Genomic DNA, 16623 nt, shown 5'->3' with positions numbered 1-16623 from the left:
TAATAAAAATGGTCGGAGCGGCGGGATTTGAACCCACGACCCCTTGACCCCCAGTCAAGTGCGCTACCAGGCTGCGCTACGCCCCGATATTTTTCTTTTAGCTATTTTTAGCTTTAACTGCAAGTTAATTTTATATCTATAGGATGATATGTTAATTTCAGATAAAGTTATTTATGTAAAAAAACATGAAAATACTAGCGAATTATTTGATTTTTTAGTAGATTTAGGTAATTTTAATAGGAAGCTCCAATGCCGTATTTTTCGTTAAACTCACAGCAATTAAAACGCAATAAATATATTCGTTATTGGTTATACTCAATATTATTTTTATTATTAGTGATTGTTTTGGTAGGGGGCATTACTAGAATGACTGATTCTGGTTTATCAATTACCGAATGGAAACCAATATATGGTATAATACCACCATTAAACCTGGCTCAGTGGCAACAGGAATTTTTTCAATATCAACAAATAGCTCAATATAAAATTTTTAATCAAGGTATGACATTAGAGGAATTTAAAAAAATCTTTTGGTGGGAATGGATCCATAGATTTTTAGCTAGATTAGTTGGTTTTTTAGTTATTGTACCTTTACTGTATTTTTGGATAACTAAAAAACTTAATAAGGCTTTAAAACGTCGTTTGCTATTTATCTTAGCGATTGGAGCATTGCAAGGTTTTATTGGTTGGTGGATGGTTTCTTCAGGTGTAGGAAATAGCTCGTTGATTTTTGTTAGTCATTATCGTCTAGCTATTCATCTTACATTTGCTGCTGTCCTTATCTTTTTAGTATTTTCTTTGGCGTGCCAATTAATTCATAAAAATTATTTATTCGCACCGAAATCAGTTCGAATTGGTAGCGGGATAATAATTTTTTTAATTATTGTACAAATTTATTTAGGAGCATTAGTAGCAGGATTAAGGGCGGGTTATATTGATACTAGCTGGCCTTTAATGACAGGTGGATTTTTACCGGCAGATTTATTTCCAAGCAATCCTTGGTGGGTATCATTATTTGAAGATAAATTAACAGTACAATTTGTACATAGGATGTTTGCTTATTTACTGGTGATTATTGTGGGGTGGCATAGTTTTTGGACTTCTCAAGTGGTACCAGCTAGCCGTCACTCTAAATCAGCATTATATTTGTTTTTAGTGGTGTTATTACAAGCAATAATAGGAGTATGTACTTTATTAACTGATATTTCTATTGAATGGGCATTATTGCATCAGTTAATTGCATTTGTGGTTTTGATATTTGCTGTAGTACATCGTCAAATTGCAAAAGGGGATAATATAAAAATATTGTTATAATATCAAACTAAGGGTTAAATATTAATTTTAGATTTGTGTAGCTATTTCGGTAGCTATGTATCTAAATTAAATAATTGAGTAATTAACATATTTAGTTGTTTATATATTGGAATGTATGGTTAGATTACCAAAGGGATAATATAAATATTGTTATAATATTAAACTAATGGTTAAACATTAATTCTAGATTTTGTACAGCTGCGCCGGCAGCGCCTTTACCTAAATTATCTAATTGTGCAACTAATAGAATTTGTTGTTGATCTTTCTGCGGGAAAATATAAATTTTTAGATCATCTCTATTAATGAAGTCCGCTGGATTAAGACGAGAAATATTGTTGATTTCATCATCTGTGGCTATAGAAATAAAATTTTGATTAGCGTAGTGAGAGGTATATATTTCTTTTATCAAAGATACATTATAGTTTGTTTCTAGCATAGCTAGATTTAAGCTAATACACACAAGCATTCCTTGAGGAAAAGATCCTACGCTAGGTGTAAAGATAGGGGTATTTTTTAATAAAGAATATTTAGTTATTTCAGGTAAATGCTTATGCCCGCCATGCATATTATAGGTAAAATAATTAAGATGGTTATCTAATTGCATTTCTTTTATTAGTTCTTTTCCTCCGCCGGTATAACCAGAAACAGCATGTATATTAAATGGAAAATTAGCGGGAATAATATTATTTTCCGTTAATGGACGAATAAGAGCAATAGCCCCTGTAGCATAACAACCGGGGTTAGAAATAAATTTAGCTTCTTGAATTAATTTCTTTTGATCTCGACACATTTCCGCAAAACCATAGATCCAATTATTGTTAGTTCTATGAGCTGTAGAGGCATCAATTATTCTGATATGATCATTATCACTTAATAACTTTACGGTTTCAACTGCAGCTTGATCAGGTAAACATAGAATAGCTACATCAACCTTATCTAATATAGCTTTCTTAGCGGTAATATTATGGCGATCTTGAAAATCTATTGAGATTAATTTAATATTATTTTGCTCGGCTAAACGTTGGTGTATTTGTAATCCTGTGGTGCCATATTCACCATCGATAAAAACTTTTATAGCCATAGCAAACTCTTACATTTCAGAAGTCATCTTAATTTAAAAAGTTATACAGAAAGACAAATTAATTATTATGTTTAATTTGTCTTTCTGTATGAATAAATAGACAGTTTTATCGTTTAGAGAATTGGAAAGAACGGCGAGCTTTAGCTTTACCATACTTTTTACGTTCTACTATACGGCTATCACGAGTTAAGAAACCGCCTTTTTTAAGAGCTGTACGTAGTTCTGGCTCGTAATATGTTAGTGCTTTTGCTATTCCATGCTTTACAGCACCAGCTTGACCAGATAATCCACCACCCGCTACAGTTGCTACTATATCAAATTCTGTGCGACGGTCAACTAAAACAGCAGGTTGGCATAATATCATTTGTAAAACTGGGCGAGCAAAATATTTAGTATAATCTTTACCGTTAACAGTAATTTTACCATTGCCTGGCTTTACCCATACACGAGCGATAGCATTTTTACGTTTTCCTGTTGCGTAAGCACGTCCATAAGAATCTAATTTTTGAACGTAGACGGGTGCTTCAGTTAGCTTATGATCAGCTTTATCAGAATTATTTAATGTTGCAAGATCTGCTAAAGAATTTAATTGGTCAGCCATTAACGGTCCCTCTTATTTTTTGGATTTTGATCAGCGAATACCACAAGTTCTGGTTGTTGTGCCTCATGTGGGTGTGTGTTACCAGCATAAACTCGTAAGTTTTTAAGTTGACGACGTCCCAGTGGACCACGAGGTATCATACGTTCTACAGCTTTTTCGATTACTCTTTCAGGAAAGCGTCCTTCAATTAATTGTCTCGCTGTTCTTTGTTTGATACCACCTATATATCCTGTGTGCCAGTAATATATTTTATCAGTGTATTTTTTGCCGGTAAAAACAACTTTATCTGCATTAATGATAATGACATTGTCACCATCATCCACATGTGGAGTAAATGTTGCTTTATGTTTTCCTCTTAGTCGATTGGCAATAAAAGCAGCCAAACGACCGACAACCACGCCTTCTGCGTCGATGACGATCCATTTTTTTACGACTTCTGCAGGCTTCTGAGAGAAAGTAGTCATAGAAAATCCTCTATATTAACCCTATTATTTAGGACATTTTTTGTTGCTTATGTTACTTAGTAACGATATATCTATAAGATAATAGATGGTATTTTTTAATGCTTTTAACTTCCTCTGTCAAGTTTTTTTACTATTAAAGGCAATAAAATTATTGCCTTTAATAGATTATAGTAATTTATTACATTATAATAGTTAGGTTTACCTGGAAATTATTTTTAGGACATCCGGTCACCAATTAGATTCATTATCAACATTATAACTTATTGGAGTGATTATATTATTGACGTCTAGGTGAAATTTGCGGTGTAACCTGTGGATTTATTGATTGATTTAGCGTATCTTTTTCTTTTAAATTTTGTCCTTCAATTATTATAGGTACTCGTTCACCACCCGTGAGAGGTTGTGATATTGGTTGATCTCTCATATGGGGTAAACCCTCTATCGCGTTATGTGGTTCTATAGTGGTTTTTTGATTATAATTATAGAGTGCGAATGATAACCATAATAATCCTAAAATAGAAGCTAATACTAAAAAGCTTCGCCAAATAATAGAACTAGATTGCGGTGATCTATCTTTATATAGTGGTTCTCCTCTTAATCGCTCACTATATACATTATGAGCCGCATTATTTAAACGGGTAGGCCGTTCATGTGTAATATATGGATAAGCGGGCCTATCTTCATATAAATATTTTTCTCTTAATAATCTGTTATTATCTATTAGATCATCTTTTTTGCTTGAGCGTCCTTTTTTAGATTTTATATTTATTTTTTTATAATTTGTTATAGGGCGATCATTGAGGGGACGTTTATTGTTAATATTCTTATCCATTGTTAAACTCCTTAGATATATTCTTATTAAAGATCTAAGTAAGTTTTTGTTCCAATATTATAATATTACAATATTAATTGAACTAAATTTATAGATAATGACTTAACTGATATATGTATGGTATAATATTGATATGAAGTGAGAAAGAGTTATGAAATCTATGAATTTAATTAAAAAATTGCAGAGGTCAGGATTTATTGTTGGGCTTACTATTTTTTTGATTGCTTGTGAAAAAGATTCTAACGATGGAAAAAAGCCTAATTTAGCAAATCCAGCAGCTGAAAAAAATTTGCTTACTTTAGCAAATCCTGCTGCAGTTCACTGTAAAGACATTGGTGGTAAATTATATCTTTATACTGATGAAGATGGTGGGCAAACAGGCTATTGTGAGATAAAAAAAGGTGTAATATGTGAAGAGTGGGAGTTGTTTCGTAGTGGAAAATGTGATCAAATTAGTGAAGAGAAAAAAAAGAGATTAACGTAAGTTAAGGATATTATAAATTAATATTTTATAATAAGTTGTGCAATGAATAATATAAAAGATATTGACAAAAAATTTAATGTAAATAGTGATGCAGATAAATATCTTAATTCTATCAAAGGGGTAGAGAATTGGTCACAAGCAGAAAGGTGGCTAAAAGAGAAAAATATAGAAGATATTGAGTGTATAACACCTGATCACGCTGGCATCGCTAGGGGTAAAATGATGCCGGCAAAAAAATTTGTTTCTGAAACTTCTCTAGCATTGCCTGGAGCCGTATTTATGACTACTATATCGGGCTCTTATCCAGAAGATAGTCATTCTTTTCAGTATCCAGAAACTGATGGAGATCTTAAATTGGTTCCAGATCTATCTACTTTATCTGTTGTACCTTGGGAGGATGATCCAACAGCACAAGTTATATGTGATTTAGTAGATCAAAAAGGGCAATATGTAGAATTTACTCCGCGTAATGTATTGCGTCGTATTTTAACTATGTATGATGATTTAGGGTTAAATCCAGTAGTGGCGCCAGAGATAGAATTTTATCTAGTTGATAAAAATACTGATCCTGACTATCCGCTTAGACCACCTATTGGTCGTTCTGGGCGTATAATAAGTGGTGGCAATGGATATTCTATAGCTGGGGTTAACGAGTTTGATGATCTTATTGATGATATATATCATTTTTCCGAAGCACAAGGTTTAGAAATTGATACTTTAATTCACGAAGAAGGAGTAGGACAGTTTGAAATAAACCTGCGACATGGAGATCCGCTTAAGTTAGCGGACCAAGTATTTTTATTTAAGCGTACTATTAGAGAGGCTGCTTTTAAACATAATATATATGCTACTTTTATGGCCAAACCTATCCAGGGACAGCCAGGATCGTCAATGCATATTCATCAATCAATAACGGATAAAATTACTGGAAAAAATATTTTTTCAGATGATGATGGTAATGAATCTAATATCTTTTTTAATTATCTTGGTGGTCTACAAAAACATATGTCTTCTGCTATCGTCATGCTAGCACCTTATGTTAATTCTTATAGAAGATTAGTACCAGATGCTGCTGCGCCGGTTAATGTTCATTGGGGTTATGATAATCGCACAGCAGCTTTTAGAGTTCCAATATCTAATGCGAATGCTCGTAGAATAGAAAATAGAATACCAGCTTCAGATGCTAATTCATATTTGGCTATTGCTGCATCTTTAGCTTGTGGATTAATAGGGATTATTGATAAATTAATTCCAGATGCTCCATCAAAAACAGGTGTTAATTATGAAGATGATATATCTTTTCCTAGAGGATTATTAGAGGCGGTAGCTGCTTTTGAAGCTGATAAAAGATTACGGGAAATTTTGGGGGAGCAATTTGTGCCGGTATATGCTGCTATTAAAAGAGCTGAATTTGAAACTTTTATGGAAGTTATTAGTCCATGGGAGCGTGAGTTTTTATTATTGAATGTGTAACGATGAATTTAAATAATGTTTGGTATGAAGCTACTCTTACTAGGCGTAAAAATTATGCTGCTTTACAAGAGGATAGTAATTGTGATGTCGCCATCATAGGAGGTGGTTTTACAGGTGTTTCTGCTGCTTATCATTTGGCTAAGGCCGGTTTAAATGTGATATTGTTAGAACAATGTAAAATAGGATCAGGTGCATCTGGTAGAAATGGCGGACAATTAGGAACAGGACATAGATTGTGGCTAGAAGATTTAGAAAAAGCATATGGTTTTGAAAAAACAAAAGCTTTGTTTAATTTAGCTGAACATGCAAAAAAACATTTATTGAATTTTATAACAGATAATAATTTAGATGTTGATTATGTAAATGGTCATATATCAGCAATACATAAACCTAGGTTTAAAAGCGCTTATCAAGATCATATCATTACAATGCAACATTTTGGTTATGATAAATTGTCATTCTTGGATAAAGAGCAATTAGCGAAACATTTAGGGTCAAGACGTTACTCAGGCGGAATATTAGATAAAGGGACAGGACATTTAAATCCACTAAAATTATTATTATCTACGGCTGAATTAGCTAGTAGTGCCGGAGCAAAAATTTATGAAAATACTTATGTGTCAAATATTAATATAGTAGATGGTAAAATTTTATTAAAGCATAAAAATATTGCGGTAAAAGCCGAGCATTTATTATTAGCTACTAATGGATATACTGGTAATTTAGAATCTAAAAGTGCAGCTAGAGTAATGCCAATTCGTTCTTATGTAGCGGCGACAGAAATATTGGACGATGAATTTAATATATTATCTTATGGTGAATCTGTTGATGATTCTCGATTTGTTGTCAGATATTTCAAAAAAACTCCACAAGGGAATTTATTATTTGGAGGAAAAGAAGCCTATACGAAAAATGACCCTAAGGATTTAGCTAAAAAAATGTCCAAGCAAATAGCTGAGGTTTATCCGCAATTAAAGAAAGTAAAAATAACACATGCATGGGGCGGAAATGTTGCTATTACTATTTCTCGTATGCCCTATGTACAGCAAGTTAGACATAATGTTTATTATATTGGTGGATATTCTGGTCATGGTGTTATGTTAGCAAATTTTTTTGGTTATTTATATAGTAAAAAAATAACTAAAAGTTATGATAAATATTTTGATTTAATACAAGAATTGAAAACATTTCCATTTCCTGGTGGGCGTTACTTACAAAACCCACTGTTGTTTTTAGCAATGACCTGGTATGCTTTATTAGATAGAATTTAAGTTCAGTTGTTTTTGCCAGTCAATTTTATCAAGAGATAAGCTAAGTCTAGTAGAATTTAAGGTGTTAGCCATAAGCATAGCGATTGTCATCGGACCAACGCCGCCCGGTACAGGAGTGATAGCCTTTGCAACTTGTTTTACATTATTAAAATCCACATCACCTACTAGTTTGCTAATTCCATTTTCATTAATTCTATTAATTCCTACATCTATAACTATAGAATTTTCTTTAACCCAATTAGCTTTTATTAGGTGAGCTTTACCTACTGCTACTATTAAAATATCTGCTGTTTTGCATAAATCTGGTAAGTTTTTAGTATAACGATGAGCTATTGTTACGGTGGCATTATGATTAATTAATAGATTTGCCATAGGCTTGCCGACAATATTGGATCTACCCACAACTAAAGCATTATAACCTGCAAGATTATCTCCTAATATTTGTTGAATCATTAATAAAATACCTGCGGGTGTACAAGGGATAAATCCACTATTATCATTTGTTACATATTTACCAACGTTAATATTATTAAAAGCATCTACGTCTTTATCTGCATTAATAGTTTGAATAATTATATTAGGATCTATATGTTTTGGCAGCGGAAGTTGGACTAATATACCATGTATATTAGGATCATTATTTAATTGTTTAATTAAACTTACTAATTCTGCTTGAGAGGTGTTTTCTGGTAAATTTTTTTGTATAGATAAAAAGCCTAATTGTTGAGCTTTTTTGCTTTTAGAGTTAACATATATTTGACTGGCTGGGTCATTACCCAAAATAATAACTGCTAACCCAGGCGTGGTAGAATATTTTTTTTTAAGATATTCAGTCTCTTGCATCATAGCTTTTGTTAGTTTATTTGCTAATTTTTTGCCATCAATAATCTCAGCCATGATATTGCTTATCCTTGTTTATTTATTGTTATTTTATAAAAAATAATATAAAATTTGGTTGTAAGATATTATTATATAATAACAATTACTGGAGCAAGGATATATGAAAAAAATTCTGTTAATAGGATGTGGTAAAATGGGCTTTGCTCTTTTGCAAAGGTGGGTAAAATATATTGATCCACAAAATATATACGTGGTACAGCCCTCTCAACATTCTAGAGATAAAGTTGCGGAATTAGGAGTCCATGTATTTTCTAAAGTTGACGAATTACCAGAGTTAACTAACATTATTGTAGTTTTTGCTGTTAAACCACAAGTTTTATTAGATATCTTACCTAGCTATAAATATCTTATTACTAAAGCTATCTTTTTAACCGTAGTTGCTGGAGTGACGGAAGTTGTTTATCAACAAAAATTAGGGGAAAATCTAGCCTTAGTTAGAGTTATGCCTAACACACCTTCTGCTATAGGGGAAGGTGTGTTAGGCTATTGGGCAAATGATTTAGTAGCGGAGGAGGATATTAAGATAGTAGAAACATTACTATCTTATAATGGATATAGCTTCTTGGTAAAAAATGAATTAGATTTAGATAAAGTAACAGCTTTATCAGGGTCAGGCTCTGCTTATGTATTTTATTTTTTAGAAGTTATGATAAAAATGGCGCAAGAATATGGTTTTAATGAAGAAACAGCTTATAAAATAGCGCAAAATACTGTAAAAGGAGCCGTTTTGCTTAGTGAGAAAAGTGACTTTTCTATCGAGGAATTACGTCAACAGGTCACTAGCCCAAACGGAACAACACAAAAAGCCTTGGAAATATTAATGCATCAAACTCATGGTTTATTTCCTTTACTAAAAAATACTATCTTAGCTGCAGAAAAAAGATCGAAAGAATTAGGTGCCGCTGTCAGCAATAATTTGAATAATAAGTTATAGGAAGCTTATGAATTATAGTGAATTTTTTGATCTTGCTTTAGCAAAATTACATCAAGAGAAACGATATCGTGTGTTTATTAATTTGGAAAGACAAGTTTCTAAACCTCCTTATGCTATTTGGCATTCTAGTGTGGGGGAAAAAGAGGTAATTTTATGGTGTTCTAATGATTATTTAGGGATGGGTTTTAATAAACAAGTTTTAAACGAGACTAAATCTGTTATTGATAGAATGGGTGTAGGGGCAGGCGGTACTAGAAATATTTCAGGAACGCATTGTCAGATTGTAAAATTAGAACAAGAAATAGCTGCATTACATAATAAAGAAGCGGCTTTAGTTTTTTCTTCTGGTTATGTGGCTAATGATTGTGCTTTATCTACTTTGGGTAAGATTTTACCAAATTGCGTGGTTTTTTCTGATCAGAAAAATCATGCCTCAATGATAGAAGGTATTAAACATTCTGGTGCAGAAAAATATATTTTTAAACATAATGATATAGTTGATTTAGAAGAAAAATTAAAAAAAATATCTTTGCAACAACCTAAAATAATAGCTTTTGAATCAGTTTATTCTATGGATGGTGATATCGCTCCAATTGCGGATATTATTGATTTAGCTAAAAAATATCGTGCTTTAACTTATATAGATGAAGTACATGCGGTAGGTCTATATGGTAAACAGGGTGGAGGATATGCTCAAAAATTAGGTTTAGAAGATAAAATTGATATTATTGAAGGAACTCTAGCTAAAGGTTTTGGTACTTTTGGTGGATATATTGCAGCTTCAAAACAGATTGTAGATTTAATACGTTCTTATGCGTCTGCTTTTATTTTTACTACTGCATTAGCACCTCATTCTGCTGCTGCTGCTTATGCTTCTATAAGTTATTTGCGTAATTCTGATATCGAGCGTTTAAAACATCAGGAAATAGTAGAAAAGACTAAACAATCTTTATCACAAGCGGGTTTGCCTATTAAAAAAAATAAAAGTCATATCATACCATTGATAGTAGGAAATGCTGAATTATGTAAAAAAGTAACTGATGAATTATTGGAGAATTATAATATTTATATACAGCCAATAAATTATCCTACCGTAACTAGGGGCGAAGAAAGGTTAAGAATTACTCCTACGCCATTTCATACTGATGAAATGATAAATGATCTTAAGATAGCTTTATCTGATTTATGGGAAAAATATAATATTAATTATCAGGAATGAGATAAAATGCTACAACGCCCTTTTTATAAGTTACAAAGATTATTTTTAGATCAACTTATTGATCTCGAACAAGAATTAATAATAAAAGATAAACAATATCATTATCTTATTAATGTGTTACGATTAAAAGTAGGTGATAAATTTTTAATCTTTAATGGAAAGCAGGGAGAATATTTAGCAGAAATAATAGAGATTAAAAAAAAATATCTTACTATTAAGATCATTCAACAAACTAATTCACAGCCAGATAAAATAGATATAATATATTGTTTTGCTTTGTTAAAACATGCTCGTTTAGATTATATGGTACAAAAAGCGGTGGAGATGGGGGCTAATATTTTGCAACCTATTCTAACACAACATACTCAAATATCTAAAGTTTCATTAGATAAAATAAGAGCTAATGCCATAGAAGCTTGTGAACAATCAGGTAATTTAAATGTACCTTTAGTTCGTGAGTTAATTAATTTTGATAAATTTTTAAATAATTGGAATAGTGAAATACCATTAATTTTTTGTGATGAGACTTGTTTTAAAGAAAATCCTCTACAAAAATTAATAAAAATGCCTAAATTAAAATCTGTGGCATTATTAATAGGTCCAGAAGGTGGTTTTTCGGAGCAAGAAAGAAAACAATTAAGAGCTTTACCATTTGTTATTTCTATTGGTTTAGGTTCTCGTATTTTGCGTGCTGATACTGCCGCTGTCGCTGCGCTAACAGTGATTGGTTTAACCGTCGGTGATTGGTAAGATAATATAAATCTATATATTATAGATTAGAAAATAAAGGTAGTACAATGGCACGTGACATCACTAACGCACAAAAAATTTCTAATATAAATGATTTAATAGATTATTTTGTTGAGGGTTGTAAGGTTAAATCTGATCTCAAAGTAGGAACAGAACATGAAAAAATCTTATTTAATCCTGATAATTTAACGCCATTACCATATGAAGGTGATAATGGTATTGCTGTTATTTTAGAAAAAATGGCTGATAAGTTAAAGTGGCAAAAAATTATTGATAATGGTAATTTAATTGGCTTATATGATCCTATGACTATGGCGGCTATATCTTTGGAGCCAGGAGGACAGTTTGAATTATCAGGCGCTCCGTTAGAAAATATTCATCAAACCTCGAATGAACTTAAGCAGCATTTTGTTAATTTACAGCAAGTAATACAAAATATGCAGGTGTCTATTTTAGGTATGGGAGCTGTACCTAATGTTTGTTTAGCAAATCTTCCGCAGATGCCTAAAAGTCGTTATAATATTATGCGATCTTATATGCCGCAAGTAGGTACTAGAGGCTTGAATATGATGCATCAAACTTGCACTATTCAAGCTAATTTAGATTATTGTTCTGAAGAAGATATGCGTAATAAGATGCAAATTTCTTTTAAACTGCAACCGTTAATAACTGCTATATTTGCTGCATCGCCTTTTAATTGTGCTATTCCTAACGGTTTATTATCTTGGAGAGCAGCTATCTGGCAGGATACTGATAATGTAAGATGTGGTATTTTACCATGTGTATTCAAGGAAAATTTTGGTTTTGAAGATTATATAAATTGGGCCTTAGATATACCTATGTATTTTATATTGCGTGATAATAAATATCATCAAGCAACAGATATTACTTTTAGGCAATTTATCAATGGAGCGATGAAAAATAAAATAAAAGATTATCACGCTAATATGGGTGATTGGATTAATCATCTAGGCACGTTGTTTCCAGATGTAAGATTAAAACAATATATTGAGGTAAGAGGAGCTGATTTTGGTTCCTATGAGCATATTTGTGCGTTACCGGCATTATGGGTTGGTTTATTATATGATAAAAATTCATTGCAACAAATAACTGACTTAACCAAAGATTGGAAATTGGAAGAAATTCTTACCTTAAGAGATCAAGTGCCTTCACGGGCATTAAATGTCACTTTTAGAAAAGAAAAATTGAAAGACATCGCATTAAAAGTTTTAAATATAGCAAATCTTGGTTTAGAAAAACGTAGTTTTATTAATAATAAACAGCAAGATGAAACTATTTATTTGCAACCATTATATGATATAGTGAAAAATGGTGAAACTTTAGCAAATAAGTGGAGAGATAATTATTATAACGAATGGAATTTAGATATTAATAAAGTATTTAATAGTGCATATATTACTATACCATAGAATAAAAATATATGTTATACGTTAAGTCAATTTAACTTAACTTGATGGAATGTTAATTATGAGAAAATTTAATATATTTATGGTATTATTTATGTCATTTTGTTTAACTGCATGTGCAGGCAGAATAGGAAATCCTGTTCCAATGATTCAACCTGGTGATAATTCTAAAAGTTGTAGCTCTTTGGAGTATGAAGTGATGGAGATCAATCAACAAATGTCGCTGTTGGCTCCATATCGAGATAAAACAACAAGGAATGTCGTCTTTGGAGTTTTAGGTTTGACTTTTCCGATTCTTTGGTTTTTTCTTGATTTAAAACAAGGTGAGCAAGTTGAATATAATGCCTATCAACAACGTTTATTACAGCTTTCAAATTTATTGAATAAAAAGGGTTGTAAGTAGGTTCATATGCAAGATGAATGCCTTGAGTTTAGTGTATCTTCTTTATCTTTAGCTCTTAAAAAAAGTGTTGAAGATAATTTTAGTAATATCCAGTTAAGAGGGGAAATCTCTGGCTATAAAGGTGCGCATGCTTCAGGGCATTTATATTTTTCTATTAAGGATGAAAATGCTAGAATAGATGTGATCATGTGGAAGTGGAACGTGTCAAAACTATCGGTTCAACCACAAGATGGCATGGAAGTAATTGTTAATGGAAATGTAACAACTTTTGGAAAAACTTCTAAATATCAAATTGTAATTGATAAAATGCAAGTTGCTGGCGAAGGAGCTTTATTAGCTCTGTTAGAAGAAAGAAAAAAAAAGTTAGCTGCGCTTGGTTTATTTGATGAAAGTCGAAAGCAAAAATTACCATTTTTTCCTAAAATTATAAGTGTTATAACTTCACCTACTGGTGCAGTAATACGAGATATTTGGAAGACATTATTACATCGTTTTCCAACACATATGTCACTTTGGTCTGTAAATGTACAAGGTGAAAATTCAAGTAAAGAAATTTGTAATGCTATTAAAGAGTGTAATAAATTAACTGCAAATACAGATATTAAGAGACCAGATGTAATTATCATTGCTAGAGGTGGTGGTAGTATAGAGGATCTTTGGGGGTACAATGATGAAGAGCTTATTCATGCGGTTAGTGAATCTAAAATTCCTATAATTTCTGCGATTGGACATGAAACAGATTGGACATTGTTAGATTTAGTATCAGATTTACGTGTTTCTACTCCTACAGCGGCAGCGGAGGCTTCTACCCCTAAATTACAAGAGTTAATACAAAAAATAGATGAATTAAGTAATCGAAAAAAAGTAGCTATAACTAAATTAATTGAATTAAAATATAAAGAGTTAAATTTTGCTGTTAGAATTTTAAATAATTTGGATAATATATTGGCAGTTCCTTATCAGCAATTTGATATATTATCAAATAGGCTCATAGAAGCATTGACAAATTATATAACAGTTAAAAAAACAGATAGGTATGAATTATTAACTTATCGTTTAATTAATTTTTCTTGGGATAGTTATTTTTATAAATATAAACAAAGGTTACAATATTTATCTAATCAACAAATTTATTTTGTTAAGCAAAAAATAATCCATTTAACTCAATCATTATCTTCTTTAGCTAGATTATTAGAAAATTTATCTTATTTAAGAATTTTAGATAAGGGATTTGCTTTAATTTTAGATAAAAATAATAAAGCTATTGTTAGAGCTCAAAATATTCAACCTAATAAATTGATAAAAATAAAATTTGCTGATGCAGAAATACAAGCTATTGCTAAAATTACGGCAAATAATAGCCATAAAATTACATCTAGTAATAATTTGCAAGGTAATTTACTAGCAAATTTATTGGATGATGTTAATGAATGATAAATTCTTTTTAATTAATAATGAGTATAATGTAGCGTAAAAATTAAAGATATATTTAGTTAAAGCGTTTGCGTCAGGTGTCTTGGGTTATTAGGGCTAGTTGTTTGCTAATATTGTAAATATAAGATTTGTACTGAAAATCACTATTATAATATCCTACAGTAATTTATCTGCTTAAATATATTAAAAACTTTGGTTATAAATTTATTATTAATACAAGAATTGTAAGTAGTAGATATCAATATTATTGGATATCAATAAACTTGTTTTAAAAATAATAAAATGTTAGATCTTTAGAATTAAATTATAGGTTGGTTTGAGAAACATGGCAAAAAATAGTAAAAAGCTTATAATACCACGCGTGGTAAAAGGATTTTCTGATATTTCAAAAGATCAATTAGATTATTTGAGAAATATGATCAATAAATTGAGAAATATCTACCAGCAATATGGTTTTGATGAAATTGAAACACCAATGTTTGAATATACTGAGGTATTAGGAAAATTTTTACCAGATAGTGATCGTCCTAATGATGGTGTCTTTTCTTTACAGGATGAAGACGAACAATGGTTATCGTTACGATATGACTTGACCGCTCCTTTAGCTAGATATGTAGCAGAAAATTTTGAAAGGTTACCTAAACCATATAAAAGTTATCGTTATGGTTGGGTATTTCGTAATGAAAAAGCCGGACCGGACCGCTATCGTCAATTTTTACAATTTGATGCAGATATAGTTGGTACTGCTAATATGTTAGCTGATGCAGAAATATGTATGATGGCAGCTGATGCTTTAATACAATTGGATATCAATAGAGCTAACTTTAACATTAGAGTGAATAATCGCAAAATTTTAGATGGTATTTTACAGCAAATAGGTATCACTGCAGATGTAAAAAATGATACTAAATTAACTATATTACGGGCTATAGATAAGTTAGATAAATTTGGTATAGAAGGTGTTAAATTATTATTAGCTGAAGGGCGCATGGATGAAAGTGGTGATTTTACTAAGGGAGCTGAATTAGCGCCGCAAGCAATTGATAAGATTTTAGCTTACTTAAATTGTAATAAATTTAGTCAGGAAGAGATTTTACATCAACTGTCATTAATTGTGGGTGATTCTGCAATAGGGCAAGAAGGTATTGAAGAGTTAAAAATTATTCAGACTATTGTTAATTCTGCTGGTTATAGTGATTGTATTAAAATAGATCCTTCTATAGTAAGAGGTTTAGAATATTATACGGGCCCCGTATTTGAAGCAACGTTGGAAGGTGATATTCCTAATGAAGATGGTCAAATAGTGGTTTTTGGGTCTATTGGTGGCGGTGGTCGTTACGATGGTTTAATAGATAGATTCAGATCAGACTCTGTACCTGCAACAGGATTTTCTATAGGTATTTCTAGATTATTACAAGCTTTAAAAAATTTACGGTTATTAGGTAAAATTAATCATAAAGAACTAGTAGTAGTTGCCGTTATGGATAAAGATCTAGAAAGTTTAAAAATTTACCAAAATATAGTGCAAAAATTACGCAGTGCTAATATCGCATCAGAATTATATGTTGGGTCGGCTGGTTTAAAAGCACAGATGAAATATGCTGATAAAAGAGGAGCTGCTTGTATAATTTTGCAAGGTACTAATGAGAGAGAAAAAGGCGTAGTAGAAATAAAAGATTTAGTAACAGGTTTAAAATTGTCTGAACAAATTACTAGCCATAACGAATGGAAAGAATTACGTCCAGCGCAAATTACGATAAAATATGATAAAATAATACCGGCTGTAAAGGATATTTTAGACAAAGTGAATAAGTAAATAAGTATGGTTACTCATAACTAGAATATAAAATAGTTATTAGTAACAGGTTTAAAATTGCTTGAACAAATTACTAGCCATAATGAATGGAAAGAATTACGTCCAGTGCAAATTACGGTAAAATACGATAAAGTAATTAGCTGTAAGAAATTTGGCAAACGTTAATATAATATCCTTATGAATATTATATGTTTATACTTATTATATGATAGATTAAAAT

16 protein-coding genes and 1 tRNA gene are annotated in these 16623 nt (G+C 31.2%); 11 read left to right on the top strand and 6 right to left on the bottom strand.

The annotated features are described in order from the left end of the window. Window positions 1–9: 9 nt before the first annotated feature. Window positions 10–86, bottom strand: a tRNA-Pro gene (locus AB6T46_RS05540). A 163-nt stretch (window positions 87–249) separates the two neighbouring features. Between AB6T46_RS05540 and AB6T46_RS05535 the strand changes: the two genes are divergently transcribed. Next, the gene (locus tag AB6T46_RS05535; protein ID WP_370931154.1) at window positions 250–1314 is read left to right on the top strand and encodes a COX15/CtaA family protein; all 1065 of its coding nucleotides are present in this window, start codon (window positions 250–252) and stop codon (window positions 1312–1314) included. A 163-nt stretch (window positions 1315–1477) separates the two neighbouring features. Here the strand turns inward: AB6T46_RS05535 and argC are convergent, their stop codons facing one another. From argC to AB6T46_RS05515, 4 genes are all read right to left on the bottom strand, one after another. Continuing rightward, complete coding sequence (gene argC, locus AB6T46_RS05530; protein ID WP_370931153.1) at window positions 1478–2395, bottom strand: N-acetyl-gamma-glutamyl-phosphate reductase; 918 nt, start codon at window positions 2393–2395, stop codon at window positions 1478–1480. 106 nt (window positions 2396–2501) lie between these two features. Then, entirely contained in the window at window positions 2502–2996 is a 495-nt protein-coding gene (gene rpsI / locus AB6T46_RS05525; protein ID WP_370931152.1) for a 30S ribosomal protein S9, read from the bottom strand. Then, a complete protein-coding gene (rplM, locus tag AB6T46_RS05520; RefSeq protein ID WP_370931151.1) occupies window positions 2996–3460 on the bottom strand; it encodes a 50S ribosomal protein L13 in 465 nt (154 codons plus the stop codon). The genes rpsI and rplM overlap by 1 nt, the downstream gene beginning before the upstream one ends. A gap of 277 nt (window positions 3461–3737) precedes the next feature. Continuing rightward, on the bottom strand, window positions 3738–4292 hold the full coding sequence (locus tag AB6T46_RS05515; protein ID WP_370931150.1) for a hypothetical protein: 555 nt from the start codon (window positions 4290–4292) through the stop codon (window positions 3738–3740). Window positions 4293–4443: 151 nt separating this feature from the next. Between AB6T46_RS05515 and AB6T46_RS05510 the strand changes: the two genes are divergently transcribed. Genes AB6T46_RS05510 through AB6T46_RS05500 form a run of 3 tightly spaced genes read left to right on the top strand, consistent with a single transcriptional unit; the run spans window position 4444 to window position 7520 of the window. Further along, on the top strand, window positions 4444–4776 hold the full coding sequence (locus AB6T46_RS05510) for a DUF333 domain-containing protein (protein ID WP_370931149.1): 333 nt from the start codon (window positions 4444–4446) through the stop codon (window positions 4774–4776). Window positions 4777–4818: 42 nt separating this feature from the next. Next, window positions 4819–6249 (top strand): glutamine synthetase family protein, encoded by a 1431-nt coding sequence (locus tag AB6T46_RS05505; protein WP_370931148.1) that lies wholly within the window; start codon window positions 4819–4821, stop codon window positions 6247–6249. A 2-nt stretch (window positions 6250–6251) separates the two neighbouring features. Beyond that, window positions 6252–7520: an NAD(P)/FAD-dependent oxidoreductase gene (locus AB6T46_RS05500; protein WP_370931147.1), complete on the top strand. Its 1269-nt coding sequence runs from the start codon at window positions 6252–6254 to the stop codon at window positions 7518–7520. On the opposite strand, the gene folD is transcribed toward AB6T46_RS05500, so the two are convergent. Then, window positions 7506–8417: a bifunctional methylenetetrahydrofolate dehydrogenase/methenyltetrahydrofolate cyclohydrolase FolD gene (gene folD / locus AB6T46_RS05495; RefSeq protein WP_370931146.1), complete on the bottom strand. Its 912-nt coding sequence runs from the start codon at window positions 8415–8417 to the stop codon at window positions 7506–7508. The two genes, AB6T46_RS05500 and folD, sit on opposite strands and share 15 nt — an antisense overlap. Window positions 8418–8520: 103 nt before the next feature. Between folD and proC the strand changes: the two genes are divergently transcribed. The 7 genes from proC (at window position 8521) to hisS (ending at window position 16403) form a co-directional block, all read left to right on the top strand. Beyond that, window positions 8521–9354, top strand: a complete 834-nt coding sequence (proC, locus tag AB6T46_RS05490) for a pyrroline-5-carboxylate reductase (RefSeq protein ID WP_370931145.1) — start codon at window positions 8521–8523, stop codon at window positions 9352–9354. A gap of 7 nt (window positions 9355–9361) precedes the next feature. Then, window positions 9362–10573, top strand: a complete 1212-nt coding sequence (gene hemA / locus AB6T46_RS05485) for a 5-aminolevulinate synthase (RefSeq protein ID WP_370931144.1) — start codon at window positions 9362–9364, stop codon at window positions 10571–10573. A 6-nt stretch (window positions 10574–10579) separates the two neighbouring features. Next, window positions 10580–11323, top strand: a complete 744-nt coding sequence (locus AB6T46_RS05480; RefSeq protein ID WP_370931143.1) for a 16S rRNA (uracil(1498)-N(3))-methyltransferase — start codon at window positions 10580–10582, stop codon at window positions 11321–11323. 47 nt (window positions 11324–11370) lie between these two features. Further along, entirely contained in the window at window positions 11371–12753 is a 1383-nt protein-coding gene (locus tag AB6T46_RS05475; protein ID WP_370931142.1) for a glutamate--cysteine ligase, read from the top strand. 58 nt (window positions 12754–12811) lie between these two features. After that, window positions 12812–13153 (top strand): hypothetical protein, encoded by a 342-nt coding sequence (locus tag AB6T46_RS05470; protein WP_370931141.1) that lies wholly within the window; start codon window positions 12812–12814, stop codon window positions 13151–13153. Window positions 13154–13159: 6 nt separating this feature from the next. Next, window positions 13160–14587, top strand: coding sequence for an exodeoxyribonuclease VII large subunit (gene xseA, locus AB6T46_RS05465; RefSeq protein ID WP_370931140.1), 1428 nt, complete (start codon window positions 13160–13162; stop codon window positions 14585–14587). Between the two features lie 325 nt (window positions 14588–14912). After that, window positions 14913–16403, top strand: a complete 1491-nt coding sequence (gene hisS, locus AB6T46_RS05460; RefSeq protein WP_370931139.1) for a histidine--tRNA ligase — start codon at window positions 14913–14915, stop codon at window positions 16401–16403. Window positions 16404–16623 lie beyond the last annotated feature (220 nt).

Origin of the sequence: Bartonella sp. DGB1, assembly GCF_041345015.1 — a bacterium.
Taxonomy (GTDB): Bacteria; Pseudomonadota; Alphaproteobacteria; order Rhizobiales; family Rhizobiaceae; genus DGB1.
Note: the sequence above shows the minus strand (reverse complement) of the source record. Positions and strands in the feature narration are given on the sequence as shown.